We start from the raw sequence: 24218 nt of genomic DNA, 5'->3' as shown, positions 1-24218 counted from the left end.
AATTCATGCTACCTTTTTCTTATTTTAATAGCTGATGAAAAGGTTTTTTATATTCAATATTGAATTATTAGAAGTTAATATAACGATATGAAAAGAGGGATGGAAATGGAAACTGTCATAAATAAAATAAAATAAAAGAGGTACAATCTAATTATGTGGGAATGGCAATTTATTCTACAAAAAACAATCGTATAGTTGCTTCATATAATAGTGAATTAAATATTCCGTTAGCATCAGCAGCAAAATTAGTTATTGGATTTGTAGTAGCACAAATGGTGAGGGAAAATAAACATAATTGGAATGATATACTTCATCACATTAAATTTAATCCGCATGAAGATAGTGCGCAGTTATATCCGCATTTACAAGGAAGAACTTCTTTAACACTTAGTCAAGCGGTCGAGGTAATGATAGCTTGTCATGATAGTTACGTTGCACAGTCAGTTGTAATGCACTGTGGTGGATGGGATGCTGTGAAAATGTATGTACAAACGTACTTTTCAAAAATTCATATACAAGAGAATGCTAGAGATGAGAAAAATATTGGAGACTTAAATGAAGTTCTTGCCCTTTTCATACAAACCTTTCAAGGTTATAAATTAGAACCAGAATTATGGGAACCAATTATTAGTGGCATGGTAAGACAACAAGGAGAGTATGAAGAAATCCCATATTATCATTTAGCTCATATGACAGGTGGATTGCTCACAGCTACAATAAATATTGGTATAATAGGAATGTTTAACGAATTTCCGCTTCTTTATGTAATTGGGGGAAAAGATTTACCGAATCGACGTGAAAATAAAGAGGTAGATGAAGCTTTTGCAGTAGTTTTAAAGTACATATACAAAGAATATAGTGAAAGCATGCTAGGAGTGAGCGATTGAAAAGAAACTTAAAGACTTCAACAATCATTATTTTAATTTTAACGATTATTGCTCTTGAAGTTGGAATCGCACTATATAATCACAATTTGTCATTAGATACAATTTACTTTGCAGCGATCCTTATTTGTATTGTATTGCTTTTTGGCACACGTGTTTCTGAAGAGAAAGAAAGTAAATCGAAACGAGGGCGAAGAAAAACAGCTCTTATATTTTGGCCATCTATTTTATTGTCTATCGCTTGTTTTGCAGTTATAAGTTACATAAGGATAGGCTATGTCTCTGTACCAGGGATAATTGGCTTTTCATGCTTTGTTACATATGGTGGATTCGTATGTATTAGTATTTTAAAGAGAAAAAATAAAATGTAGATTACTAAGCTGAAAGGAAGCAATGTATATGAAACATATAGAGAACGGTACACGTACTGAAGGAGAATATATTAAAAATAAAGTTATTCAATATAATATGTCCATCTTAACAGATGAGGCAAGACAGACGATGGAAGAAGTACGCCTCGTAGTAAAAAATGAAGAAGGAAAAATTTTTGGTGGCGTAACAGGTACGATGTATTTTTATCACCTTCATATCGACTTTTTATGGGTTGATGAATCAGTTCGTCATGACGGTTATGGCAGTCAACTTTTACATGAAATTGAAGGGATTGCGAAGGAAAAAGGGTGTAGATTAATACTACTAGATTCATTTAGTTTTCAAGCACCAGAATTTTATAAAAAGCATGGTTACAGGGAGTATGGAATTGTTGAAGATCACCCGAAAGGTCATAGTCAGCACTTTTTTGAAAAGAGATTATAATAATATTATGTATACTGTTTGATGGGAGAAAGAATATGTACACGTATAAATTGCAACAAGAACAACCAATCTGTGCAGAAAAAATAAAAAAACTTTATGATTCTGTCGGTTGGTGGCCAGAAAGAAAAGAAGTCGATATTGAAAAAATGTTAAAGAATAGCATAGCCATTGGAGTATGGGAAGAAAATGAATTAGTTGGATTTGCTAGAGTCGTTTCTGATGGTGTTTATCGAGCATACATTGAAGATGTTGTCGTACATGAGAGTGTAAGAAGTAAAGGTATTGGAGAGAAGATGCTTAAAATATTACTTCGAGAAATATCACATATTGATATTGTTAGTCTATTTTGCGGAGAGAAGCTAATAAACTTTTACGGTGAGCAGCAATTTCAAGCGACGAAGCAAATTGTGATGCACCGCAATCAAATAGGGAAAGAATAAAGAGGTGCCAATTAAAATGAATGCAATAAGAGCGTACTGTTTATCGAAAAAAAAAGCGACAGAAGATTCTCCAGATGGTTGGAGTGCAACATGTATGAGGCTTAATAATAAAATATTTGCGATAGTAAATCATGAAGAAGGTGAAAAAGCTGCGATTACATTGAAGTGTGATCCAGAAGTCGCATTAAGAATAAGAGAAGATTATCCAGAAACAATTATTCCAGGGTATCATATGAATAAAAAACATTGGAATACCGTTTATATTCATAAGGGTATAGAACAGGAGCAAATAAATAAAATGATTGATTGGTCGTATGATTTAGTACTACAATCATTTTCAAAGAAAAAGCAGCAGGAGTTAATGGATTAATATGTATTAGGAGTGTGTGTAATGAAAGATTCGATTAAAGATACGTATGATAAATTAGCGAGTACATATAAAGAAAATCTAGATTTCGCAAATCCATATAACAGTTATTATGAAAGACCGGCGATGATGGAGCTTATTCCAAAGGAACTAGAAGGAAAAAAGATACTAGATGCTGGATGTGCAGCTGGATGGTATACTTCTCAATTCATAGGAAGAGGAGCAAATGTTACAGCAATTGATGTAAGTCCTGAAATGGTAAAAGCCGCGAAAGAAAGTATAAGGGACAAAGCAACGCTCCTTTGTCATGATCTGCAAGAAACATTGCCATTTGAAGATAATACGTATGATGTGATTGTAAGTTCGTTAACTCTTCATTACTTAGAAAATTGGAATCAAGTATTTCAAGAATTTCGTCGCGTATTGAAGCCGGGTGGAGAACTTATATATTCTATCCATCATCCTTTTATGGATTTCACAAAGTTTCCATGTGAAAGTTATTTTGAAAAACAGTTATTAATAGATACTTGGGTTAAACCGAACATTACAATTGAAGTCGAATTTTTCAGAAGGTCACTACAAGACATAATAAATGAAACTACAAATTATTTTGTATTAGAAGAGATAGTGGAACCGAAGGCAGTTGAAAAGATGAAAGAAGTAGACGAAAAATCATATTATTATCTAAATACGAATCCACATTTTCTTATCATAAAAGCAACTAATAAATAGCTAGTAAAATAACTTTATTTTACTAGCTATTTACAGTTATACATTATATATTAGGAGACTTTAAAATGAATACGAAACGAAATAGAGTATTATATGCACTATTTACTATAGTTGTTATTATTTTAGGTCTTAGCTCAAGAAAATTTTCTTTTGCACTACCACATCTATTAAATGATTACTTAGGCGATGCTTTATGGGCATTAATGATTTTCAATGGCTTTGGATTTTTGTTTCCTAAAACAGAGACGAAGAAGTTGGCTTTTATTAGTTTAATGTTTTGCTACGGGATTGAAGTGAGCCAATTGTATCATGCGGAATGGATAGACAGCATTCGTGCAACGACTTTGGGCGGACTCGTGTTGGGATACGGTTTTTTGTGGAGTGATTTAGTGGCTTATACAATTGGTGTTGGAGTGGGGATACTGTGTGAGGTTATTTTTCGGAAGAAATAAGAATTGTAAAAGGGGTATTTATAAATGGAACAAACACTGGAAATTGCAAAGTTTTGGTTTCAAAATAAACATGTCACAGTTACTGTAATTCAACCAAAAACAGCGAAGGTTATATGCAAGAATAAAGAGTATATTTTAAAGAGAACGGGATCGATAAAGCAACTTCTAGTTGAATTCGATGTTTTGGAGCAACTGTATGAAAAGGGAATTAAAGTACAGAGAGTAGTAAAGACAGAAAATGATGAACGATATGTATTATATAAAGAAAAATATTATTGCTTATATGAGTATATTGCCGGAAGTGTTTTAGAAATAAAAGATACGAATAAGCTGGAAGGGCTAGCAAGTACAATTGGAGAAGAAATAGCTAATCTGCACAAAGCATTACATTCGGTGAATAGTGACCATGAGTTAATAAAAAGAGATTTACATAAGATGGTATTTGAATGGGCTATACCGATTTTAGAAAAGAATGAGCATGTTCATCGAGAGGTAATTCAAAAGATGGAGCGAATGCACACAGTTTTCAAGGAAACGGTCCATCCATTACCGAGACAAATTATTCATCGTGATATGCACCTATCGAATGTAATCTTTAAAGATGATAAACTGGAAGGGTTTATAGATTTCGAAATTTTAGAAAATAATGTAAAAACATTTGATTTATGTTATTGCTGTACAAGTATATTAAGCGAGCTATTTAGTGATGAAAGATTAAGAGGGAAATGGTTACATATCGTTAGCAAAGTCTTTGAAGGTTATTATAAACAAAATGATTTAACCAAAGAAGAACTAAAAGCCATTTGGTATGTTATGCTTTCAATTCAAATTATCTTTATTGCTTATTTTGTCCAGTTACCAGATTTATTAAAGTTAAATGAAGAAATGTTCTTCTGGATTTTTGCTAATAAGGAAGATATTGAAGAAGTTATAGAAGGTATCGTAAAGGTATGAAAAAAATAATATTAATTGGTTCTGGTGGTTCAGGAAAATCTACATTAGCAAGGAAGTTAGGGAATAAATTAAATATTAAGGTGCATCATCTTGATGCATTATTTTGGAAACCGAATTGGGAAGGTGTTCCGAGAGAAGAACAAATAACAGTTCAAAATAACTTAATTAAAGATGAGAAATGGATTATTGATGGGAATTACGGCGGGACGATGGGTATAAGACTGAATGCAGCTGATACAATTATCTTCCTTGATATTCATAGAACAATTTGTGTTTATAGGGCTTTTAAAAGAATTGCAAAATATCGAAATAAAACTAGACCGGATATGGGCGCGGGATGTGAAGAAAGATTTGATTTACAATTTTTTAAATGGATATGGGAATATCCTAATGCTAAACGACCTACAATTTTAAAAGAGTTAGAGCAATTGTCCGAAGAGAAAAAGGTTATTGTTTTAAAATCTCCAAATGAGGTTTGGAAATTTTTAGAGCACATATAATAATAGAATGTGACACAACAATTCTTTGTGGATCTTACCGATTAGTTTAATTAAACTAATCGTTTTTTATTATGAAAAATTTAACGCTTTTTGAAAAATGCATTTTGTAATGAGTATATGACTTTAAGTTCATATAAAATGAACGTTTGGAGGAATAGAAAATGACTAACGATTTAATTCAACTAATCGATTCATTAATGGTCAATATTCCAGCTGGTGAGGTAGTATTAAGAGATGATCGAATAAAAAAAGAATGGCTAGTACAAATTCAACCATTTCTTCTTGCAAAGTATGCTGTAACAATGGAACTATATGATGCTATTACAAATAGTACATTAAATAATTTTGATAAAAATCATAAACCAGTTGTCAATATTTCATGGAACGATGCCATTGCGTTTTGTAATGTACTTTCAAAAAAAGCGGGATTAAAAGAATATTATTCTATTAGTGATGGTGGTCAAATTGTGAAATGTAATTTAGATTCAAATGGCTACCGATTACCATCTGAGGCAGAGTGGCAATATGCATGTAAAGCAAGTACAACCGGATATACATACGGGAAACTTTATGATATAGCGTGGTATAATGAAAATTCAAATGGAGAGATTCATGACGTTGGCCAAAAAGAACCGAATGCATGGGGACTTTATGATATGCTAGGGAACGTTTGGGAATGGTGTTATGATTTGTATGATGAAACAGTGTACGGATCATACCGTATTTTTCGTGGTGGTAGTTGGGCTGAAACAGCGAGAGGGTGCGGCGCTACTTGTCGTCGTCGAAGCCATCCTACATTTCATATAGATGATCTCGGTTTTAGACTCGCTAGGTCAATTTAGCAGGAATATGATACGAACAACTAAGAAAAGAGTATGGAGAGAATCCGTACCTTTCCAACATAGAAATGATTTAACGTAAGGAGTGTTTATAATGGCGCGTGTTTTATTTATTAACGCTGGATCAGAAGGACATATAAATCCAACTTTGCCAGTTGTAGAAGAGTTGATTTCTCGCGGTGAAGAGGTCGTTTATTTTTCAATAGAAGCTTTTAGGGAACGAATTGAGAAGACAGGTGCTACTGTACGAACGATTGACGATCAAAAATTTATAAAAGCGTTTCTATCTGGAGGCAGAAATTATTTACAGGAAAGAATAAACGTTCTTCTACATACAGCGGATATTGTAATACCTAGCGTTTTAGAACAAATTGAAGGTGAACATTTTGATTACATAATTCATGATTCTATGTTTGGCTGTGGGCACTTAATTGCTCAAATTCTTAAATTGCCATCCGTAAATTCATGTACATCTTTTGCGCAGGATGAAAAATCTTTTGAGCAAATGTTAGGTCATCTGTCAAAAAATATCCCAGTAGAAATTCATGACAAAATACAGAATGATTTTCAAAACTTAACGAAGGGAATTGCTGAAAAATATGGTGTTGAAATAAAATCATCGTATGAAGTTTTCTGTAATCCTGCACCCCTTACTATTGTGTATACAATTAAGGAGTTCCAGCCTTTTGGTGATACGTTTGATGAAACATATAAATTTGTAGGACCATCTATCTCTGCACAAATGAAAAACAGAGACGTTGATTTTACTTCGATTGAAGAAAAAAGTCCGATTTATATTTCATTAGGTACTGTTTTTAATGAAGCGATTGACTTTTATAAACTGTGTATGAAGGCCTTTGAGAATAGTGAGCATACAATTGTTATGTCTATTGGTAATAAAACAAAAATAAGTGATCTAGGCGAAATCCCTAAAAACTTCATTGTGAAAAACTATGTACCCCAAACTGAGCTGCTTACATATACGAAACTATTTATTACACACGGCGGGATGAACAGTGCGCATGAAGGACTGTATAACGGGGTTCCGCTCGTTGTAATACCGCAAAGTGCAGATCAGCCAGTAGTCGCAAAGCAAGTGGAGAGTCTTGAGACGGGAGTTCAGTTACAGATGAAGGAATTAACTGAAGAGCAACTACGTGAAAATGTGGAACTAATTTTAAATAATCCTTCATATAAAGAAGCTGCTTTGAATTTGAAGGAATCTTTCCAAAAATCAGGTGGATATAAGGAAGCTGTTGATGAAATTTTTATATTTGTAGGTCAGTGAAAAAAATGAAATTATACATTAGAAAAGCATCTAAATAGGATGCTTTTTATTTAACTTTATAATTCTTATTTTTAATATCTAGTATGGTTAAAACTAAGGCACTGAAAGATATAAGTATAAGAATAAAAGTTAACCAGTTAAATATATTGTTAATTATGAAGTAAAGATGATAGATAAATATATTCAAATTGTATTTTAAAATGTTAGGACTTAGTTTTACGTGTTAGTAATAATTTCACTATTTCTGCACAACTTCTGCACATGTTTTGGCGATTTCTATGTCATGATATATTCATAAAGTGAAATATTTCACAAGAAAAAAATATATTTTCACTGCGGTGTATGCATAATTAACACATACATCGGTACAAGTTTGTCTCTTGTTATTCTTTTACATCAAAGCCCACATTCCACTACAAAGTATAACAAGAAGGAGACATGAACATGAATAATCGATTTTTAAAACAACTACAAAATATGAAAATGAACAAAAAAAGTTTAGGAGCTGTAGCATTAACAGCTGGAATTATTAGTACGACACTTATTCCTCAAAATGCTTATGCGCACGGTTTTGTTGAAAAGCCCGGTAGCCGATCCGCTTTATGTAGTTCAACTTATGGTGCGCTAAATGTAAACTGTGGAAGTGTTATGTATGAACCACAAAGTTTAGAAGCTCCAAAAGGGTTCCCACAAGGTGGTCCAGTAGATGGACAAATTGCTTCAGCAGGCGGAAAATTTGGTGGTATTTTAGATCAACAAACAGCAAATCGTTGGTTTAAAAATACAATCACTGGTGGGGAAAATACATTTACTTGGAAGTATACTGCGCCTCACTTAACGAGTAAGTGGCATTACTATATTACTAAAAAAGGGTGGAATCCAAATAAAGCGCTAACAAGAGCAGATTTCGAACCAATTGGAACTGTACAACATGATGGTTCTGCAGCTTCAAATAATTTAACTCATAAAATCAATGTACCTACTGATCGTAGTGGATATCATGTGATTTTAGCAGTATGGGATGTAGCTGATACAGCAAATGCATTCTATAATGTAATTGATGTTAATCTTATTAATGATGTGAAACCAGACATAGAAGCGCCAAGTATTCCAAATGGACTTCAGACGCAAAAAGTAACAGCAAATAGTGTAGAACTAACATGGAACGCTTCTACGGATAATGTAGGGGTAAAAGGATATCAAATCTTCCGTAACGGAGAGATGATTGATACAGTAATAGGCACTCATTTTATTGATAAGAAATTACAACCAAGCACAGAATACTCTTATACTGTAAAAGCAATTGACGCAGCTGGCAATGTATCGAAGGAAAGTACAGCGCTTACAGTAAAAACAACAGTTGAGATTCCTGATACAGAAGCACCAACACAACCAAAAGGATTACATAGTATGGGAACGACAGCGTCAAGTGTGGATTTAATGTGGAGTCCATCTGACGATAATATTGGTGTAGACCATTACGATATTTATAGAGAAACAGAAGGATCAATGAAAAAGATTGCAACATCCAATACAACTTCTTATATGGATAAAAATCTGCTCGCTAATACTACTTATAAATATGTAGTAAAAGCTGTTGATGTAGCTGGAAATGAATCCGTACAGAGTGATATATTCACAATTACTACAAAAACTGAAAGCGCTTCATATGAAGCGTGGGATGCAAAAAAAGCATATAAAAAGGGAGATAGAGTTCTACACGAAGGAAAAGTATATGAAGCAGTCCAGAGTTATCAAGGAAATGGTGATCCGAACTGGATTTATGCATTATCATTATGGAAAACAGTGTAAGCTTTACCTAGATATGAACTAAGAGATGATGGGCTTTGATGAAAAAGGGAATCTTGAGAATTCACTTTTCTATTAATAAAAAAGGGTAGTGTATGAATACATAAGATTCATACACTACCCTTTTTATTATGATAACATTTTCGTCATAAGTATATGCGGAATGCCATCTTCCATAAATATATCAGAAGAAGTTTCATAACCTAATTTTTTATAAAATCCTTCAGCTTGTGTTTGCCCGTGTAGTTTCACTTTTGTAGCTTGTTCGTTACGAGCAATTTCTTCTAACGTTTGAATGATGACTTTACCTAATCCGTATGTACGATAATCTTTTAAAATGCAAATACGTTCTAATTTTCCGACGCCATCAACAAATCGTATACGCCCTGTACCTACAGGAAGCTCATTATAATAGACTAAAATATGTTTACATTGCTCTCCGATTTCATCGAATGTATCGAATTCATCTGCAAGAGGGACACCTTGTTCTTTTACAAATACTTCTTTTCGAATATGAAAGGCAGTTTCTAAATCAGTAAGTTCTGTTATAAGTTTGGATTGCAAAATGTTCAGTCCTTTCTAGTATGATGTGTTTTCATAGTATATCATAATAAAGCGCTATCAAGAGAAAAAGAACACACTAAAAAGCCAACTTTAAAAAGTTAGCTTTTATTACAATTCCTTTATCCCATTTTTAGCGCCGATAATTACTTTACTTGTCATACTTATAAACAATCCTGTTTCAACTACACCAGTAATCATTTTTAATTGAGTGTGTAAATGGGCAGGATTAGAAATATGATTAGGGAATATACAATCGATAATCATGTTATTGTTATCGGTTATATAGGTTTCATTATTTTTCAAACGTAATGTTGTTTGACAACCTAAAGACTGAATTTTATTTTCAGTTTGTTTCCATGAAAAAGGGATGATTTCAATAGGTAATGGAAAAGTACCAAAATGTGTTACAAGTTTCGATTCATCAGCAATGATAATTAGTTCTTTAGAGGAAGAGGCAACGATTTTTTCACGAAGTAATGCACCGCCACCGCCTTTTATAAGTTGTAAATTTGAATCAATTTCATCCGCTCCATCAATTGTAAGATCAAGACTTTGTACGTCGTTTAACGAAATTAGGGGGATATTTAGTTGCTGTGCTAATGCTTCAGTTTCCTTTGATGTCGGTACAGCTTGAAATGATAATCCTTCTTTTACACGCTCACCTAATTTTTGTATTGTCCAATATACAGTAGAACCTGTACCAAGCCCAATCTTCATGCCATCATTTACAAAGTTAGCAGCATATTCGCCAGCGAGCTGTTTTAAATTCATCGCTTTACTCCGCCGGACGCGGTCCAGCATCAAGACCTGAATTTTCAACTGTAAGTACCGGACGAACGACTATATCTTTATGTACACGCATTTGACAAGATAATCGTAAATGATCTTCAATCCCTTTTTCCGTCATTGCATGTTTCTCATTCGCACTCGCTTCACAGAAATCACCTGCTAGTATTTCTACTCTACAAGTTGTGCAACGTGCATTCCCGCCGCAACGATGAAGAATGTTGACACCGCTATCTTCAATTGCTAATACTAACTTCGTTCCTTCTTTTACATCAAATGTTCCCGCACCTTCAATTGTTAATTTTGGCAAATTTGTTCCTCCTCACGTAAAATTGTACATAACATATTTATGACCGCGAATTATTGAACATAAACATTATTTTTTTTATATCCCCGTAACTTTTTTTAATGTTGAATCGTTTATTAAGTAAGCGCTGAAAAGGAGTGGTTATTTTGTGCACAAAAGTAACTCATGTTTTAAAGAACCGTATCGATATGAATCATTCAAATATAAACTTTTTAATTGAACAATATGGAGAGTTAAAAAGATACTGTACTTTTTTAACGAAAAACAAATGGGATGGGGAAGATCTCGCCCAAGAAACAGTGTGTAAATTGCTTCAAAAATATAGAAATAAAGATATTTGTATGACACTCGTCTATAAAATAGCAAGAAATCGTTGGTTAGATCAGATGAAGTCTAAGTCTGTTCATGAAAAAATAAGAGAACAAATCACTTTTGAAGAACCACATGAGAACATTGCAGATTTGCATGAAATGGTAGGGAAAGTATTGTCTTCATTAAATGTACAGCAATCCGCAATTTTATTATTAAAAGATGTTTTTCAATATAGTATCGCTGATATTGCTAAAGTGTGTTCTGTATCAGAAGGTGCAGTGAAAGCTTCTTTATTTCGGAGTAGAAATAGGCTGAAAGCTGTAAGTGAAGAAGGGGTCGAGATAGTCGAATTCACAGATGATATGGAAGTTGTAGTAACGTCTATTCGAGAAGAGAGACCGGAATTATTAACGAAACTGCTTCCGTCAATAGATTTTACTAAGTTACCATCTAAACAGCCAGTCTTACTATTTAATGTGAAACAACCTTCTTCCTACAGTTGTATGCTTTGCGCAGCATAACAAGTATTGGAGGGATTTAAAATGAATGCAATTCCATATGTAGTAGAACAAACAAAATTAGGAGAACGTTCCTATGATATATATTCAAGGTTATTAAAAGACCGCATTATTATTATTGGTTCAGAAATTAATGATCAAGTAGCGAGTAGTGTCGTAGCTCAATTATTATTTTTAGAAGCAGAAGATGCAGAGAAAGATATATTCTTATACATCAATAGCCCCGGCGGTTCAACGACAGCAGGTTTTGCAATATTAGATACGATGAATTTAATTAAACCAGATGTGCAAACGCTGTGCATGGGCTTTGCGGCATCATTTGGTGCATTGCTATTATTATCTGGAGCAAAAGGAAAACGGTTTGCGCTCCCTAACAGTGAAATTATGATTCATCAGCCGCTTGGTGGTGCACAAGGGCAAGCAACAGAAATTGAAATAACTGCGAAAAGAATATTAAAGTTAAAGCATGATATTAATAAAATGATTGCAGAAAAAACAGGCCAACCGATTGAAAGAGTAGCACATGATACAGAAAGAGATTATTTTATGACTGCAGAAGAAGCGAAGGAATATGGGATTGTAGATGATGTTGTTACGAAAAAATAAGATGAAAAAGGCTAGAGGATATATTAATTCTCTAGCCTTTTTATTAATCCTTTACCCATTCATCAACTAATACTTGATTTTTTTTAATCCATTTTCGCGCAGCTTCTTCAGGATCTTTTGTTTTATTTAACATGACCATTAACGTACCGAGCTGTTCATCGTTCATTTTCCATTTATCAAAGTATTTTATAACATCTGGGTGATCTTTTTCGAAACCTTTACGAACGGAGTAATAAATGTCATCTTTTTCACCATATACTTTCTTAGGGTCTTTTAAATATTTCAAGTCAAATTCTGAAAACCCCCAATGCGGATTCCAAAGCGTAACAGCGATTGGTTTCTTTTTTGTATATGCTTTCTTTAGTTCACTCATCATCGCAGCTTCAGAGGATTGGACAAGTTTTAGTTTTATATCATATTCTTTCATTGCTTTATTCGTTAAATTCATAAGACTACTACCGGGTTCGATACCGACAATTTTATTATCTAGTTCATCTTTATGAGCATTTAAATCTTCGATACTGTTTATGTTTTTCATATAAGAAGGGACGACTAAACCTAGTCCAGTACCTTCGTACCATTTTGATTTTAAGACAATATCATCTTTATAACGATCGTTTAGCGGTTTATCTGTAACTGGTAGCCATACTTCTAAATTCGCATCAACATCGCCACGAGCAACACCAGTCCAAATTGCGGCTTTTTCTAAATACATGAGCTCAACTTTGTAGCCTTTTTCTTCTAATAAAACTTTCCACATGTTTGCAGTTGCAATATTTTCTTTCCAACTTGTTACACCAAGTTTAATTTTTCCTTTCGAATTTGCATTTGTTGCATTACATGAAGTGAAAATCATAGTAATAAATAATGCAAGGCATATAAACCAAATTTTCTTTCGCATCGAAAACCTCCTAAGTAACGTTTGCCTTATAAAATAAATGTATAAGTAAGCATTCTTATTATGAACGGAAACGAGAATTTTAAAGAAATCTTATGAATGTCATTTTTATGTAATATTTCTTTGTAAAATCGCAACACTATGTGAATAGATGGGTAGAAAAGGAGTAGTGACATGGATAATACAAAGGTGCGTGTTGAAAACGTAACAAAAGTATTCGGGAAACATCCGCAAAAAGCCCTTTCCTTATTGAAAGAAGGAAAAAGTAAATCGGAAATTTTAAAAGAGACAGGAATGAACGTTGGTGTGAAAAAAGCAACGTTTGAAGTATACTCTGGAGAAATTTTCGTTATTATGGGTTTGTCTGGTAGCGGGAAATCTACGCTAGTTCGTATGTTAAATCAATTGATTAAACCAACCGCAGGTCATATATACATAGATGGTGAAGACATCGCAACGATGGGAAAAGAAGAGTTACGGAGAGTAAGAAGAACGAAAATGAGTATGGTATTTCAGAAGTTCGCTCTATTTCCGCATCGTACGGTTATACAAAATGTTGCATATGGGTTAGAAATACAAGGAGTTCCGGTTGAAGAGCGAGAGAAAAAAGCGTTAGAATCGCTACAGTTAGTAGGACTCGATCATCATAAAGATAACTATCCAAGTCAACTTAGTGGTGGTATGCAGCAGCGCGTTGGAATCGCAAGGGCACTAACGAATAATCCAGATGTTTTACTAATGGACGAGTCATTCAGTGCATTAGATCCACTTATTCGAAAAGAAATGCAAGATGAATTGTTAGAGTTACAAGATAAAATGGAAAAAACAATTATATTTATTACGCATGATTTAGATGAAGCGCTTCGAATTGGAGATCGTATCGCATTAATGAAAGATGGAGAAATTGTCCAAATTGGAACGCCAGAAGAAATTATGATGAGCCCCGCTAATGAATTTGTAGAAAAGTTTGTTGCTGACGTGAATTTAGGAAAAGTAATTACGGCGGAGTCTATTTTAAAACGACCAGAAACTTTATTAATTGATCGTGGACCTCGTGTAGCCCTTCAAATTATGAGGAATGCCGGTGTTTCAACTGTATATGTTGTAAACAAAAAGTATGAGTTTTTAGGTATATTAACTGCGGATGATGCGAGTAAGGCAGTACAAAAACAGTGGCCGATTGCTGATTTATTACTTAATGATATTCCGCATGTGTATTTAGATACTTTACTGGAAGAGACGTATGCAAAAATGGCGGAGATGAAATATCCGTTACCAGTAATCGATGAGAAGAAAAGGCTAAGAGGAATTATTAAACGTGAAAGTGTCATTCAAGCTCTTGCAGGAAACATTGAGGAAGAGGTGAAAGACGATGAATAGTATACCGCGTATTCCATTAGGGGAATGGGTCGACTCATTTGTTGCAAGTTTATATGAGCACTTTGAAGGATTGTTCCGAGGATTCTCTTATATTATCGGAGGATTCGTTGATTTACTCACTAATTTTTTAACAATAATACCTGCCATATTGATGATTATTATCTTATGTTTCCTCGTTTGGTACACAACGAGGAAACTATCTTTAGTCATTTTTACGCTTATTGGATTATTATTTATTTTGAATATTAACTACTGGGCACAAACGATGCAAACATTGGCACTCGTACTTACGTCAGTTATTATTTCAATTATTGTCGGAATTCCAATTGGTATATTAGCATCTCAAAATGAACGTTTCTCAAAATTTTTAAAACCAACATTAGATTTTATGCAAACAATGCCTGCATTCGTATACCTTATTCCAGCGATTACATTTTTCGGAGTAGGTGTAGTACCTGGAATTATTGCATCAGTAATCTTTGCAATGCCACCGACAATTCGTTTTACTGACTTAGGAATTAGACAAGTTCCAGAAGATTTAATTGAAGCAGCGAATGCATTTGGATCCACTGCATCACAAAAACTATTTAAAGTACAATTACCACTTGCAACCGGAACGATTATGGCTGGTGTGAACCAAAGTATTATGCTTTCGTTATCGATGGTTGTAACAGCGTCACTTGTAGGAGCTCCTGGACTTGGAGTTGATGTATATCGCTCGGTAACACAAGTTAATATCGGAATGGGATTTGAAGCTGGATTAGCTATCGTAGTAATCGCAATTATATTAGACCGAATTACACAAGGGTTCCATACGAAAAGAAAATAATGACCAAAAAACACACTTTTATACTACAAAGTGTGTTTTTTATTGCATTCAGTTTACATACGAACGATAACAGAACCTCCAGCTGGTGCACAAACTTGGTTTTGCTGTTGTTCCATGGATTTAATTAATTGATTATTTTCTTCAATTAATGAGATTAATTTAGCTAACTGACTTTCAAGACTTGCGATGCGCTGCATCATATATTGTGAATCATGATGCAATGTATTCCTTACAGGATGGGGGGAATAAACATACTGTTGATTTATATTTGGATTCCAATGAGGATGCATTTGTATCGTTCCTCCTTCAATAAATTACGGATCTTTCTTATAGTAAATGCCTATATATATTTAAAGGTTACTTGAAATTTTTTCATTATAAAAGGAGTATGTACAGAAAATGGAAAATATTATATATGAAGTTAAAGTGCATTTTTTGAAAAGATTCAAGCGAGATAGTGCGTATATTAATACATTTAAGTGAATGCATGTTGTTTAGGGAGAAATGATGGGAGGAGATGCAATTTTGGCTAAAAATAAAAAAAGAAATGATGCTTTGGCAATAGGTGTCGGTATAGGGGTTGTAATCGGTGTATTTCAAGGGCACTTTACAAATAATTTAGTAATCGGAATTGTGATTGGGATTATAATTGGGATTACGTTTTTGAAGAAATAATGAGGTGTAAATTCATTTCAAAAATTGCTGCATAAAAAGAATGAAAATTCGGAATGTGAAACTTGTTTTTCCTTTTTTTGTGATATTATATATGAAAAGGATGGTGATGGATATGTCAACAAACAATCAAGTAGAACAAAACTGCTTCATTTGCGAAAAACATAAAGGAAATATTATAGTTCCAGGTGGAGCTATTTACGAAGATGAACTCGTTTACGTTGGACATGTCTACTGGGATAGTGAAGAAACATACCTAGGTTATGTAATGATAGATATAAAAAGACATGTACCTGGCCTTGCTGAACTAACAGATGAAGAAGCGAAAGCGTTCGGACTTATAACAAGTAGAGTAAGTAAAGCGCTAAAAGAAAGCGAAGGTGCAGAGCATATTTACACTTTTGTTTCAGGAAATGGTGTACCACATATGCATATGCACATTATTCCGCGTTATCCGAATACACCAAAAGAGTTTTGGTCACCAACCGAAGTAGCGAAATGGACTGGTGCACCATATGGTGATGAAGAGAAAATAAAAAAACTATGCGAAAGAATACGAAAGTATATGGTAAATGAGTATGCATACAACAAATAATATACAATATTCATGGGTTGGAAATACAGAAATGTGTTTAGGAGAAATTTCAGTTAAGCAATATGGTGATATTGTACTTGGTAAATATGGCGGGAATATAAGTGCTGGAGCGAAAAAGAATGAAGATGGTGCATTAGTTTGGTCAAATGGTGAATGGGAATTTGCAGCTATTTTAGATGGACATAATAGTGCGGAAAGTGTTGATTTAGTAGTAAATACAATCGACAAAGAATATGAAAATATAAGCGTAATTTTGAATGAACCAATTGATACAGTATTTCAGTCTGTTGAAAATCATATACTTACAATTTTTCAGTCATCTTCATTTAAGGAAAAGTGTAAAAGAATACAAGGTGAAACAGCTTGCTTACTATGTGTAAGAAAAGAAAATTATATATGGTGGCTTTCTATTGGTGATTGTTTAGTGTATGTATTTCATGAAGAGTTACATAAGTTAGGACAATATGCATTAAATCAACGTCATTTTTACGAATGGATTGGAAATGTAAACACATTTGATTTACCTGTGCCTTGCTATTCATCAGGTTTTCGTGAATTACGTACTGGAAAAAACCGAATTGTAATGGTGACAGATGGGGTATTAGAATGCGGGGAACGACACTATGAAACACCATTAAATCTGTATAATGATATGAATAGAAATATAATAGAGCTTGAAGAAAGTGTTCATCATGTATTAGAGCACGTTCATCATCAATTCGGACGAGATAGTGCGACAATTATTAGTTGGGACGTTGAAAACAAAGAGAATGCTACGTATCCGAGTGACCAGCCAGATAAAAGGTAAAGGAGGAGACATCACTGTTTTTAGTTAAAGTAATTTTATTAGTATTATGGATCATATTTGTAGTTATTTTGGAAAAAGTAGTGAGAAAAAAATTAAATATACCGAAACAAACAGACTGGAATAGTAAATATGTAAACCACTCTCATAAATGGGGCACTAGGGCTCTGATCGTTTCTTATATAATTGTTACGATGATATGTGCTACTTTAAATCCCGTTTATATTAGTAATTTACCTATTTTATTTTTAATAACTTTATACTGCTTTCAATCATATATGGAGTGGAAATTTGATAAAGAATCGAGGGAATATGTCATTTCTTTAGGAACGGTTCCGCTATTAGTAATAACAGGAATTATGGTTAACCTTTTCTTTTATAGCTATTGGATTTAATTATATGTGGAATGAATGGGGAGAAAAAATGAAAATGGCTAAATTACGTGCTGAAGCAATGATTTTAAATGAAAATCATTCTAAAGTACTTGTACAATGTGATTTAAGAGAAACATTTTATCGTTTTCCAGGTGGCTCTATTGAATTTGGTGAAACGGCAAAAGAAGCAATAATACGAGAATTAATGGAAGAATACAATTTGAAGATTGATGTTCAAGAACTAGCCGTTGTAAATGAGCATATTTTCGAATGGAACAACGAAATAGGACATCATTGTACATTCATACATTGGGGAACGGTTGAAGAGATAATTACAAATGAAATAAGGCATAAAGAGCATGAGGATATTATATTAATTTGGAAAAGTCTAGACGAATTAAAGGAGAAACCAACATATCCTGAAGGAATTGTAAGTTGTTTAGAAGAGAATAACCGAAATATAGTCCACTTTATTTCTAAAAATAAATAAAGGAATAGGAGGTGGATAACAATGGGGACCTCTACAATTTTGATTATTATTATTGGACTAGGTATAGGTGGTTACTTTTTAGAACAGTTTTTAAGAAAAAAATTGAATATGGAGAAAAGAGGCTTCTTTGGATATAAGCATGTGAATAGTTTACATGTAAAATTAGAAATAGGGCTTATTATTATTTATGTAATAGGTAGTTGTTATTATATGTTTAAATTTGAAAATTCTAAAATGGCTTATGTCATGTTCACTTATTTAGGAATATCTTGGACTTTAAGAGCATGGATGGAATGGAAGTATGATAGAGAATCAAAAGAGTATATACTTTCAATAACGGGAATGGTTGCACTTATATTGATGCTCTCAATACTATTTTATTTCGTTCCACCTGCTGTATAATAAAAAATTAATAGTACAAATAATGAGATAACTAATGAATAAGAAACCATTTACTTAGGAATACATGGTTTCTTATTCTGTGTATGAAATTCGGTCTTCTTCATTCAATCATTTATTTTAGCTAGTATGAATGTAATGAAATTTGTTTTGTCCTCCGCATACTTATGTTTATCAGTAGGATTAGCTTGTGAAAGTTGAATTTTTAACTGTTCATACTGTATACGAGCAGTTTTATTGTCTATTAAGTAATCTCGAAATTTTAATTGTTCTATTAAATATTTATTTCCTTGTTCATACATATGAATTTGATGAGTTCGTGGCTCTCCTTTATTAAAATAGTATCTTTCAGGCAAGACATCTTTTCTGTATTTATAATTTAGTAGTTCCAACTTTGCGATACATTGTATGCCAACTGCATTATTTTTTAGTTCTATTGCTATATCAATAATTGGCTTTGCACTTAAATGTGGAATAGAAGTACTACCAATATGGTGTATAGCTAAAATATGTTCGCCAATTTGTTCCTCAATGATTTGTTTCTCTTTCATAAACTCAATTTCCCATTCTTCAGTCCACGGCACTAAAAACACTTTCCCATACGGTAAACCTAACATTTAATTAGCACCTCTTTCAAAATAGTTTTCAAAAAGTTTATTACATTTTCTTAAAGCTTCTCAAAACAAGGTGTTCCCACAATCTCCAAGGAAGAATTTTTTTTGCAAAGATCATAAATTTCACACCTTTACCGATTGGATATCGTAAATTTGTACGCTTAGATTCAGCAATTTCTACAATTTTATTAGCAACATCTATCGGATTACCAAATGTATCACTACCGCTATTAATATGTTTTTGTATTTTATCCATATATTCTTTGTAAGGAGATGTTGTATCAGATTGGTTTTCAGCTAGTTGTTTACCACCCTCCCATATATTTGTGTTGTAAGAACCAGGTTCAATTAAAGCGACGTCTATTCCGAAAGGTTTTACTTCTAAGCGAAGCGATTCACTCCAGCCTTCTAATGCATATTTTGAAGATACATAAGGAGATAAGCCAGGGAATCCAACTTGGCCGCTAATGCTGCTTATATTAATGATTTTTCCGCTTCTTTGTTTTCTCATATATGGTAAAACAAGCTGAGTGATTGATATAGCTCCAAAAAGGTTCGTTTCAAATTCCTTTCGATATTCGTCTACTGGGATTTCTTCTACAAAGCCCCCATTTGCATATCCTGCATTATTTATTAGGAGATCTATTCTATTAATTTCTTTTAAAAACAATTGGAAATTATGTATAGAATTTTGATCTGTTACATCTAATTGTTGAACTTTTATATTGTGCTGTAAGTTGAGCTTAGTAACTTGAGATAGTAAGGTTCCTTGTTTTTCTAGGTGTCGCATTGTAGCAATGACTAAATAGTCTTTTTTTGCAAGTTCAAGCGTTGTTAATAGGCCGAATCCACTTGAAGCCCCAGTAATAATTGCAATTTTTTTATTCATTGTCGGCTCGCTTTCTTTTTCTTTTATCATAACGAGATATAAAGGTAAAAGCTATTTATTGTATAAAGATATTTGTTATAATTGAAAATGATTATCGATTGATTGTAATTTGTATATAAAAGGAGTGTGGATTTCATGAAGACTAACAGTTTTCATGACATTTTTAATAAATATTTTCATGGGTTACAAGTTGTAGAAGAAAGATATATGTATGTGCCAAAAACAATAGGTAAGGGTGAAGTGCGAAGGTGGAGCTCGTTTTCTGGGATGGAAATAGTACTATCAAATTATCAGTTTCATAAAAACCATCGCATTCAATTTGCATCGGATGCAGCAATGGTGGAACTTAATTTTTGTTTACAAGGATCCGGGGAAGTACAAGTTGGTCACTCCACAAATAAATTAATGGCTGGGAATAGCTATTTATATTTTATGAATGACTTTGAAGTTCTATTTGAATATGAAAAAGAAACTCCACTATATTCATTAGCAATTGGAATTCCTGTACAGTTGTTTAATCATTTCATGCTAAATTACGCTATTGAAAAAAGTCATGATTTTCATACTATAATAGGAAATCAATGTTTTAAAAAGTTTCAAACCCCCATTGATTCCCTAACATCTAATATTATTAAGAGAATGTTAGAGAATCCCCAAAAGGATCGTATTAATCAACTCGAAATAGAAAGCAAAGCGCTCGAATTGCTTTCTATATACTTTGGGAAAGTATTACTTAATGATCGTGACGCAAATAAAAGGAGTCAATTATCCAAAAAGGATTTGAATAAAATAAAACAAGCTGAAGAAATTTTACTTCAAAGAATAGAGTCACCCCCATCATTATTAGAATTGGCTAAAATAGTAGGATTAAATGATTATAAATTAAAAATTGGTTTTAAAGAATTATTTGGTACGTCCACATTTGCATATTTAAGAGAACAGCGAATGGAAAGAGCAATGCTTTTATTACGTTCGGGAACTAGTAATGTGACCGAAACGGCAGTTGCTGTTGGATACAATAATATTAGTCATTTTTCAGAGTCATTTAAAAAGAAATATGGAATGAAACCTTCTGAAATTTTGCGTATGTATTAAAAATCCGTTATACCGTAAACTCCTCCGCCATTTGGTAGTTGTATTTTGTCATAATCATTATAATTACAATCAACATCCAATTGGAAATAATTTTTTATGGAGGAATTTAAATGAAAGAGCGGAATGAAAGTCATTTTTGGATATTTGTATTAATAGGAATCTTTCTTATTATAACAACAACTGGTTTCGCCCGTAGGGCATATGGAATAATACTGCCATTTATGCAGGAAGGACTTCACTTGTCTACGGCTCAATCAGGTATGCTAGGAACCATACTTTTTTTAGGTTATTTATTAACTGTAGGAACATCTGGAATATTTACTATCCGTTTTGGCGCAAAATCAGTTTTATTAATAGGCAGTTGGTTCGTCGTTATAAGCTTAATGGGATTAGCGTTTGTTTCTTCATTTTGGATAGTTGCTTTTTGTATGCTATGTGCTGGAGCTGGTAGTGCTCTTGTATATACACCACTCATGTCAATAACGGTAGGGTGGTTTCCAGACAAAAGAGGAACTGTAATGGGGCTGTTATTAAGTGGTGCAGGTATAGGTATGCTATTTAGTGGAATAATTGTTCCTTATGTAGTGCACACATTTCCTGAGTATAGTTGGCGTGGTGCATGGTTTTTGTTTGGAGTTATTACATGTATCGTTGTATTCGCCGCTTCAGTTGTTTTGAAAAATCCAGAAGTTACTGAAGATGAGAAAAAAAAGGGTAATAAATTGTTTTTATGGAAAACGAAAGAGCTCTATATCATAGCATGGATGTATTTTATTGTTGGTGTTGTATATTTAATTCCAAATTTATATCAAACTAGTTTTATGATTGATAGTGGTATTTCAGCATCAATTTCGGGAACTGTTTATGCGATTGCTGGTATTTGTTCAATAGCAGGAGCACCTGGCTGGGGATTTATTTCGGATCGGATAGGTATAAAGAAGAGTTTATGTATTGCGCTTTTATTAGCTGTTATAGGTGATATGGTTCCAATTATATTTGGAAATATAGTTGGTTTTATCGTGTCGGCAATTATTTGGGGTTCTAGCCTCGGAGGTATACTTTTATTAATTCAAGTTGCAGCTTCAAAGCAAGTATCTCGGAAATATGTATCAATGGCAATTAGTTTTATTTCTGTTTTCTATGCAGTTGGTCAAATGATTGGACCAGGACTTGCGGGCTGGATTATTGGGGAAAGTGGTTATACAGCAGCTTATGGATTAGGTGCTTTCAGTTTCTTTATGTGCATATGTATGGGATTGCGTTTAAAAAGAGGAAATCTTACAAACTCAGCGTATTTAGAGAAGTGAGTCTTGTCATGAAATGAATCTTTTTAACAGGAGGGAGAAAAATGGTCCATGTGAAAGATGTATTAGCAGATCAGCTATTAGCGAATGCAAATGATCCTAGTTGGTATATGCCATTTTCAGATGCAGTTAAGGATTTATCTGAGAGGGAAGCTTTCTGGAAACCGAATGAAGAGAGTAATAGTATAGCTGAAATCGTACAACATTTACTTTATTGGAACTCTACGTGGCAAACTAGGTATAAAGAATCAAATGTGAATGCAGTACCCGCTATAGGAGATAATAACAAAAGTTTTATGCTCTCAGATAATCAAACTTTCGATGAATTACGGGAAAAACTACTAGAAAAACTGTTACAATGGCAAAATCTCATAAATGAAGAAAAGGTTGAAAGTGATGTAGTGGGATTTCCTGTTTCTGCAAAGTGGTGGGAAGTGCTAGCGAATGTAACAACTCATAATGCATATCATATTGGTCAAATTATTTACATCCGAAAACTACAGAAGAGCTTTGATAATGAATAAAGTAACAATTCTCTTATTAAGGGAACAAAAGTGGACAAAACGAGACAAACGTCTCATTTTGTCCACTTTTTTATTGTTAAAAGATAGAGAAAACCTATTAAATCAAGGATTCAAAATTGGCACAATACTTGCAATATAAAAGACGAACAAGAAAATAGGAGGGCTGGACATGTTAAAAACAACTGAAAGTAAAGGGAATGAAATTACGAAAGAACAAGCTCGTTGGATGTACGAAAAAATGTTAGAAATTCGTAAGTTTGAAGATAAGGTGCATGAATTGTTCGCGCAAGGCGTTTTGCCAGGTTTCGTTCATTTATACGCAGGTGAAGAAGCGGTAGCAGTTGGTGTATGTGCCCACTTAACGGATAGTGACAGTATTACAAGTACACATAGGGGGCATGGACATTGTATCGCAAAAGGTTGTGATTTAAATGGTATGATGGCTGAGCTTTTTGGGAAAGCGACAGGATTATGTAAAGGCAAAGGCGGTTCCATGCATATTGCTGATTTAGATAAAGGAATGCTTGGTGCGAATGGCATTGTAGGCGGCGGTTTTCCACTTGCTTGCGGTTCAGCATTAACAGCTAAATATAAAGGAACAAAAGATGTAAGTGTTTGCTTCTTCGGTGACGGAGCAAATAATGAAGGGACATTTCATGAAGGGGTTAATTTAGCAGCGATTTGGAAGTTACCGGTTATTTTTATCGCAGAAAATAATGGTTACGGTGAAGCAACTACATTCGAATATGCTTCAAGTTGTGATTCTATTGCTGATCGTGCAAAAGCTTATAATATTCCAGGTGTTCAAGTAGATGGAAAAGATCTTTTAGCTGTATATAAAGCTGCTGCAGAAGCAGTGGAACATGCGCGTAATGGTGATGGTCCAACAATTATTGAATGTATGACATATCGTAATTATGGTCATTTCGAAGGTGAAGCGCAAACATATAAAACATCAGAAGAAAAAGAAGAACATTTAAATGAAAAAGATGCAATTGTGAATTTCCGTAAGCATTTAATTCATGAAGGTTTATTAACGGAATCTGAACTTGCTGATATGGAAAAAGCAGTAGATGATGCAGTACAAAGATCCATTGAATTTAGTGAAAATAGTCCATACCCAGACGATGAAGAATTATTAAAAGATGTATACGTTTCTTACAAATAAGAGGAGGG

33 protein-coding genes and 1 pseudogene are annotated in these 24218 nt (G+C 33.5%); 27 read left to right on the top strand and 7 right to left on the bottom strand.

Annotated elements, in window-relative coordinates; genetic code table 11:
- The first annotated feature begins 105 nt into the window (after positions 1 to 105).
- The 12 genes and pseudogenes from RT27_RS06785 to RT27_RS06730 all read left to right on the top strand — a co-directional run bounded on the left by RT27_RS06785 (position 106) and on the right by RT27_RS06730 (position 9084).
- Positions 106 to 887, top strand: a pseudogene (locus RT27_RS06785) (serine hydrolase).
- Complete coding sequence (locus tag RT27_RS06780; protein ID WP_016081293.1) at positions 884 to 1255, top strand: hypothetical protein; 372 nt, start codon at positions 884 to 886, stop codon at positions 1253 to 1255. Before RT27_RS06785 ends, RT27_RS06780 begins: the two are co-directional and overlap by 4 nt.
- A gap of 28 nt (positions 1256 to 1283) precedes the next feature.
- Positions 1284 to 1700, top strand: a complete 417-nt coding sequence (locus tag RT27_RS06775) for a GNAT family N-acetyltransferase (protein ID WP_043935630.1) — start codon at positions 1284 to 1286, stop codon at positions 1698 to 1700.
- Positions 1701 to 1735: 35 nt separating this feature from the next.
- Positions 1736 to 2140: a GNAT family N-acetyltransferase gene (locus RT27_RS06770; RefSeq protein WP_043935629.1), complete on the top strand. Its 405-nt coding sequence runs from the start codon at positions 1736 to 1738 to the stop codon at positions 2138 to 2140.
- 16 nt (positions 2141 to 2156) lie between these two features.
- Positions 2157 to 2510 (top strand): MmcQ/YjbR family DNA-binding protein, encoded by a 354-nt coding sequence (locus RT27_RS06765; RefSeq protein WP_043935627.1) that lies wholly within the window; start codon positions 2157 to 2159, stop codon positions 2508 to 2510.
- 21 nt (positions 2511 to 2531) lie between these two features.
- The gene (locus RT27_RS06760) at positions 2532 to 3239 is read left to right on the top strand and encodes a class I SAM-dependent methyltransferase (protein ID WP_016081297.1); all 708 of its coding nucleotides are present in this window, start codon (positions 2532 to 2534) and stop codon (positions 3237 to 3239) included.
- Positions 3240 to 3304: 65 nt separating this feature from the next.
- The gene (locus tag RT27_RS06755; RefSeq protein ID WP_029442542.1) at positions 3305 to 3691 is read left to right on the top strand and encodes a DUF2809 domain-containing protein; all 387 of its coding nucleotides are present in this window, start codon (positions 3305 to 3307) and stop codon (positions 3689 to 3691) included.
- 24 nt (positions 3692 to 3715) lie between these two features.
- Complete coding sequence (locus RT27_RS06750; protein ID WP_043935626.1) at positions 3716 to 4645, top strand: phosphotransferase; 930 nt, start codon at positions 3716 to 3718, stop codon at positions 4643 to 4645.
- The gene (locus tag RT27_RS06745; protein WP_029442540.1) at positions 4642 to 5145 is read left to right on the top strand and encodes a DNA topology modulation protein; all 504 of its coding nucleotides are present in this window, start codon (positions 4642 to 4644) and stop codon (positions 5143 to 5145) included. The genes RT27_RS06750 and RT27_RS06745 overlap by 4 nt, the downstream gene beginning before the upstream one ends.
- Positions 5146 to 5306: 161 nt before the next feature.
- On the top strand, positions 5307 to 5987 hold the full coding sequence (locus RT27_RS06740; RefSeq protein WP_043935625.1) for an SUMF1/EgtB/PvdO family nonheme iron enzyme: 681 nt from the start codon (positions 5307 to 5309) through the stop codon (positions 5985 to 5987).
- A 91-nt stretch (positions 5988 to 6078) separates the two neighbouring features.
- Positions 6079 to 7272, top strand: coding sequence for a macrolide family glycosyltransferase (locus tag RT27_RS06735; protein WP_043935624.1), 1194 nt, complete (start codon positions 6079 to 6081; stop codon positions 7270 to 7272).
- 444 nt (positions 7273 to 7716) lie between these two features.
- Positions 7717 to 9084: a lytic polysaccharide monooxygenase gene (locus RT27_RS06730; RefSeq protein ID WP_001065160.1), complete on the top strand. Its 1368-nt coding sequence runs from the start codon at positions 7717 to 7719 to the stop codon at positions 9082 to 9084.
- 126 nt (positions 9085 to 9210) lie between these two features.
- Here RT27_RS06730 and RT27_RS06725 read toward each other — a convergent pair whose 3' ends face one another.
- From RT27_RS06725 to RT27_RS06715, 3 genes are all read right to left on the bottom strand, one after another.
- The gene (locus RT27_RS06725) at positions 9211 to 9645 is read right to left on the bottom strand and encodes a GNAT family N-acetyltransferase (RefSeq protein ID WP_043935622.1); all 435 of its coding nucleotides are present in this window, start codon (positions 9643 to 9645) and stop codon (positions 9211 to 9213) included.
- A 108-nt stretch (positions 9646 to 9753) separates the two neighbouring features.
- Positions 9754 to 10416, bottom strand: coding sequence for a ribose 5-phosphate isomerase A (gene rpiA / locus RT27_RS06720; RefSeq protein WP_043935620.1), 663 nt, complete (start codon positions 10414 to 10416; stop codon positions 9754 to 9756).
- Positions 10417 to 10420: 4 nt separating this feature from the next.
- Positions 10421 to 10741: a 2Fe-2S iron-sulfur cluster-binding protein gene (locus RT27_RS06715; protein WP_001125388.1), complete on the bottom strand. Its 321-nt coding sequence runs from the start codon at positions 10739 to 10741 to the stop codon at positions 10421 to 10423.
- A 143-nt stretch (positions 10742 to 10884) separates the two neighbouring features.
- Here RT27_RS06715 and RT27_RS06710 point away from each other — a divergent pair, with 143 nt between their 5' ends.
- Together RT27_RS06710 and clpP are read left to right on the top strand one after the other, a co-directional pair.
- Positions 10885 to 11571 (top strand): RNA polymerase subunit sigma-70, encoded by a 687-nt coding sequence (locus RT27_RS06710; RefSeq protein ID WP_043935619.1) that lies wholly within the window; start codon positions 10885 to 10887, stop codon positions 11569 to 11571.
- A gap of 21 nt (positions 11572 to 11592) precedes the next feature.
- On the top strand, positions 11593 to 12174 hold the full coding sequence (gene clpP, locus RT27_RS06705) for an ATP-dependent Clp endopeptidase proteolytic subunit ClpP (protein ID WP_000991612.1): 582 nt from the start codon (positions 11593 to 11595) through the stop codon (positions 12172 to 12174).
- A gap of 43 nt (positions 12175 to 12217) precedes the next feature.
- Here clpP and RT27_RS06700 read toward each other — a convergent pair whose 3' ends face one another.
- Positions 12218 to 13075, bottom strand: a complete 858-nt coding sequence (locus RT27_RS06700; RefSeq protein WP_043935617.1) for a glycine betaine ABC transporter substrate-binding protein — start codon at positions 13073 to 13075, stop codon at positions 12218 to 12220.
- Positions 13076 to 13246: 171 nt separating this feature from the next.
- Here RT27_RS06700 and RT27_RS06695 point away from each other — a divergent pair, with 171 nt between their 5' ends.
- Together RT27_RS06695 and RT27_RS06690 are read left to right on the top strand one after the other, a co-directional pair.
- Positions 13247 to 14452 (top strand): glycine betaine/L-proline ABC transporter ATP-binding protein, encoded by a 1206-nt coding sequence (locus tag RT27_RS06695; protein WP_000370603.1) that lies wholly within the window; start codon positions 13247 to 13249, stop codon positions 14450 to 14452.
- Positions 14445 to 15281 carry a proline/glycine betaine ABC transporter permease gene (locus RT27_RS06690; protein ID WP_029442536.1) on the top strand — a complete coding sequence of 279 codons (837 nt, stop codon included), beginning with the start codon at positions 14445 to 14447 and terminating at the stop codon, positions 15279 to 15281. Before RT27_RS06695 ends, RT27_RS06690 begins: the two co-directional genes overlap by 8 nt.
- Positions 15282 to 15334: 53 nt before the next feature.
- Here the strand turns inward: RT27_RS06690 and RT27_RS34765 are convergent, their stop codons facing one another.
- On the bottom strand, positions 15335 to 15571 hold the full coding sequence (locus tag RT27_RS34765) for a hypothetical protein (RefSeq protein ID WP_016081307.1): 237 nt from the start codon (positions 15569 to 15571) through the stop codon (positions 15335 to 15337).
- Between the two features lie 217 nt (positions 15572 to 15788).
- On the opposite strand from RT27_RS34765, the gene RT27_RS06680 reads away from it, so the two are divergent.
- The 6 genes from RT27_RS06680 to RT27_RS06660 all read left to right on the top strand — a co-directional run bounded on the left by RT27_RS06680 (position 15789) and on the right by RT27_RS06660 (position 18619).
- Positions 15789 to 15956: a hypothetical protein gene (locus tag RT27_RS06680; RefSeq protein WP_029442535.1), complete on the top strand. Its 168-nt coding sequence runs from the start codon at positions 15789 to 15791 to the stop codon at positions 15954 to 15956.
- A gap of 91 nt (positions 15957 to 16047) precedes the next feature.
- Positions 16048 to 16548, top strand: a complete 501-nt coding sequence (locus RT27_RS06675; RefSeq protein ID WP_025118383.1) for an HIT family protein — start codon at positions 16048 to 16050, stop codon at positions 16546 to 16548.
- Positions 16526 to 17356 carry a PP2C family serine/threonine-protein phosphatase gene (locus RT27_RS06670; RefSeq protein ID WP_043935615.1) on the top strand — a complete coding sequence of 277 codons (831 nt, stop codon included), beginning with the start codon at positions 16526 to 16528 and terminating at the stop codon, positions 17354 to 17356. Before RT27_RS06675 ends, RT27_RS06670 begins: the two co-directional genes overlap by 23 nt.
- A gap of 68 nt (positions 17357 to 17424) precedes the next feature.
- Positions 17425 to 17748 carry a DUF4181 domain-containing protein gene (locus RT27_RS32940; protein ID WP_080681787.1) on the top strand — a complete coding sequence of 108 codons (324 nt, stop codon included), beginning with the start codon at positions 17425 to 17427 and terminating at the stop codon, positions 17746 to 17748.
- Between the two features lie 28 nt (positions 17749 to 17776).
- Positions 17777 to 18217 carry an NUDIX hydrolase gene (locus RT27_RS06665; protein ID WP_029442533.1) on the top strand — a complete coding sequence of 147 codons (441 nt, stop codon included), beginning with the start codon at positions 17777 to 17779 and terminating at the stop codon, positions 18215 to 18217.
- 21 nt (positions 18218 to 18238) lie between these two features.
- Positions 18239 to 18619, top strand: coding sequence for a DUF4181 domain-containing protein (locus tag RT27_RS06660; RefSeq protein ID WP_029442532.1), 381 nt, complete (start codon positions 18239 to 18241; stop codon positions 18617 to 18619).
- Between the two features lie 104 nt (positions 18620 to 18723).
- Here the strand turns inward: RT27_RS06660 and RT27_RS06655 are convergent, their stop codons facing one another.
- Positions 18724 to 19233, bottom strand: a complete 510-nt coding sequence (locus tag RT27_RS06655; RefSeq protein WP_043935613.1) for a GrpB family protein — start codon at positions 19231 to 19233, stop codon at positions 18724 to 18726.
- Positions 19234 to 19273: 40 nt separating this feature from the next.
- Positions 19274 to 20119, bottom strand: a complete 846-nt coding sequence (locus tag RT27_RS06650) for an oxidoreductase (protein WP_043935611.1) — start codon at positions 20117 to 20119, stop codon at positions 19274 to 19276.
- Between the two features lie 135 nt (positions 20120 to 20254).
- Here RT27_RS06650 and RT27_RS06645 point away from each other — a divergent pair, with 135 nt between their 5' ends.
- The 5 genes from RT27_RS06645 (at position 20255) to acoA (ending at position 24210) form a co-directional block, all read left to right on the top strand.
- Positions 20255 to 21214 carry an AraC family transcriptional regulator gene (locus RT27_RS06645; protein WP_016081311.1) on the top strand — a complete coding sequence of 320 codons (960 nt, stop codon included), beginning with the start codon at positions 20255 to 20257 and terminating at the stop codon, positions 21212 to 21214.
- A gap of 110 nt (positions 21215 to 21324) precedes the next feature.
- Complete coding sequence (locus tag RT27_RS06640) at positions 21325 to 22521, top strand: MFS transporter (protein ID WP_043935610.1); 1197 nt, start codon at positions 21325 to 21327, stop codon at positions 22519 to 22521.
- Between the two features lie 41 nt (positions 22522 to 22562).
- Positions 22563 to 23042, top strand: coding sequence for a DinB family protein (locus tag RT27_RS06635; protein ID WP_000233794.1), 480 nt, complete (start codon positions 22563 to 22565; stop codon positions 23040 to 23042).
- Positions 23035 to 23181, top strand: a complete 147-nt coding sequence (locus RT27_RS35135) for a hypothetical protein (RefSeq protein ID WP_016081313.1) — start codon at positions 23035 to 23037, stop codon at positions 23179 to 23181. Before RT27_RS06635 ends, RT27_RS35135 begins: the two co-directional genes overlap by 8 nt.
- A 30-nt stretch (positions 23182 to 23211) precedes the next feature.
- Positions 23212 to 24210, top strand: coding sequence for an acetoin:2,6-dichlorophenolindophenol oxidoreductase subunit alpha (gene acoA, locus RT27_RS06630; RefSeq protein WP_043935608.1), 999 nt, complete (start codon positions 23212 to 23214; stop codon positions 24208 to 24210).
- Positions 24211 to 24218 lie beyond the last annotated feature (8 nt).

The organism is Bacillus sp. L_1B0_5 (assembly GCF_000836715.1).
Lineage (GTDB): Bacteria > Bacillota > Bacilli > Bacillales > Bacillaceae_G > Bacillus_A > Bacillus_A thuringiensis_S.
Note: the sequence above shows the minus strand (reverse complement) of the source record. Positions and strands in the feature narration are given on the sequence as shown.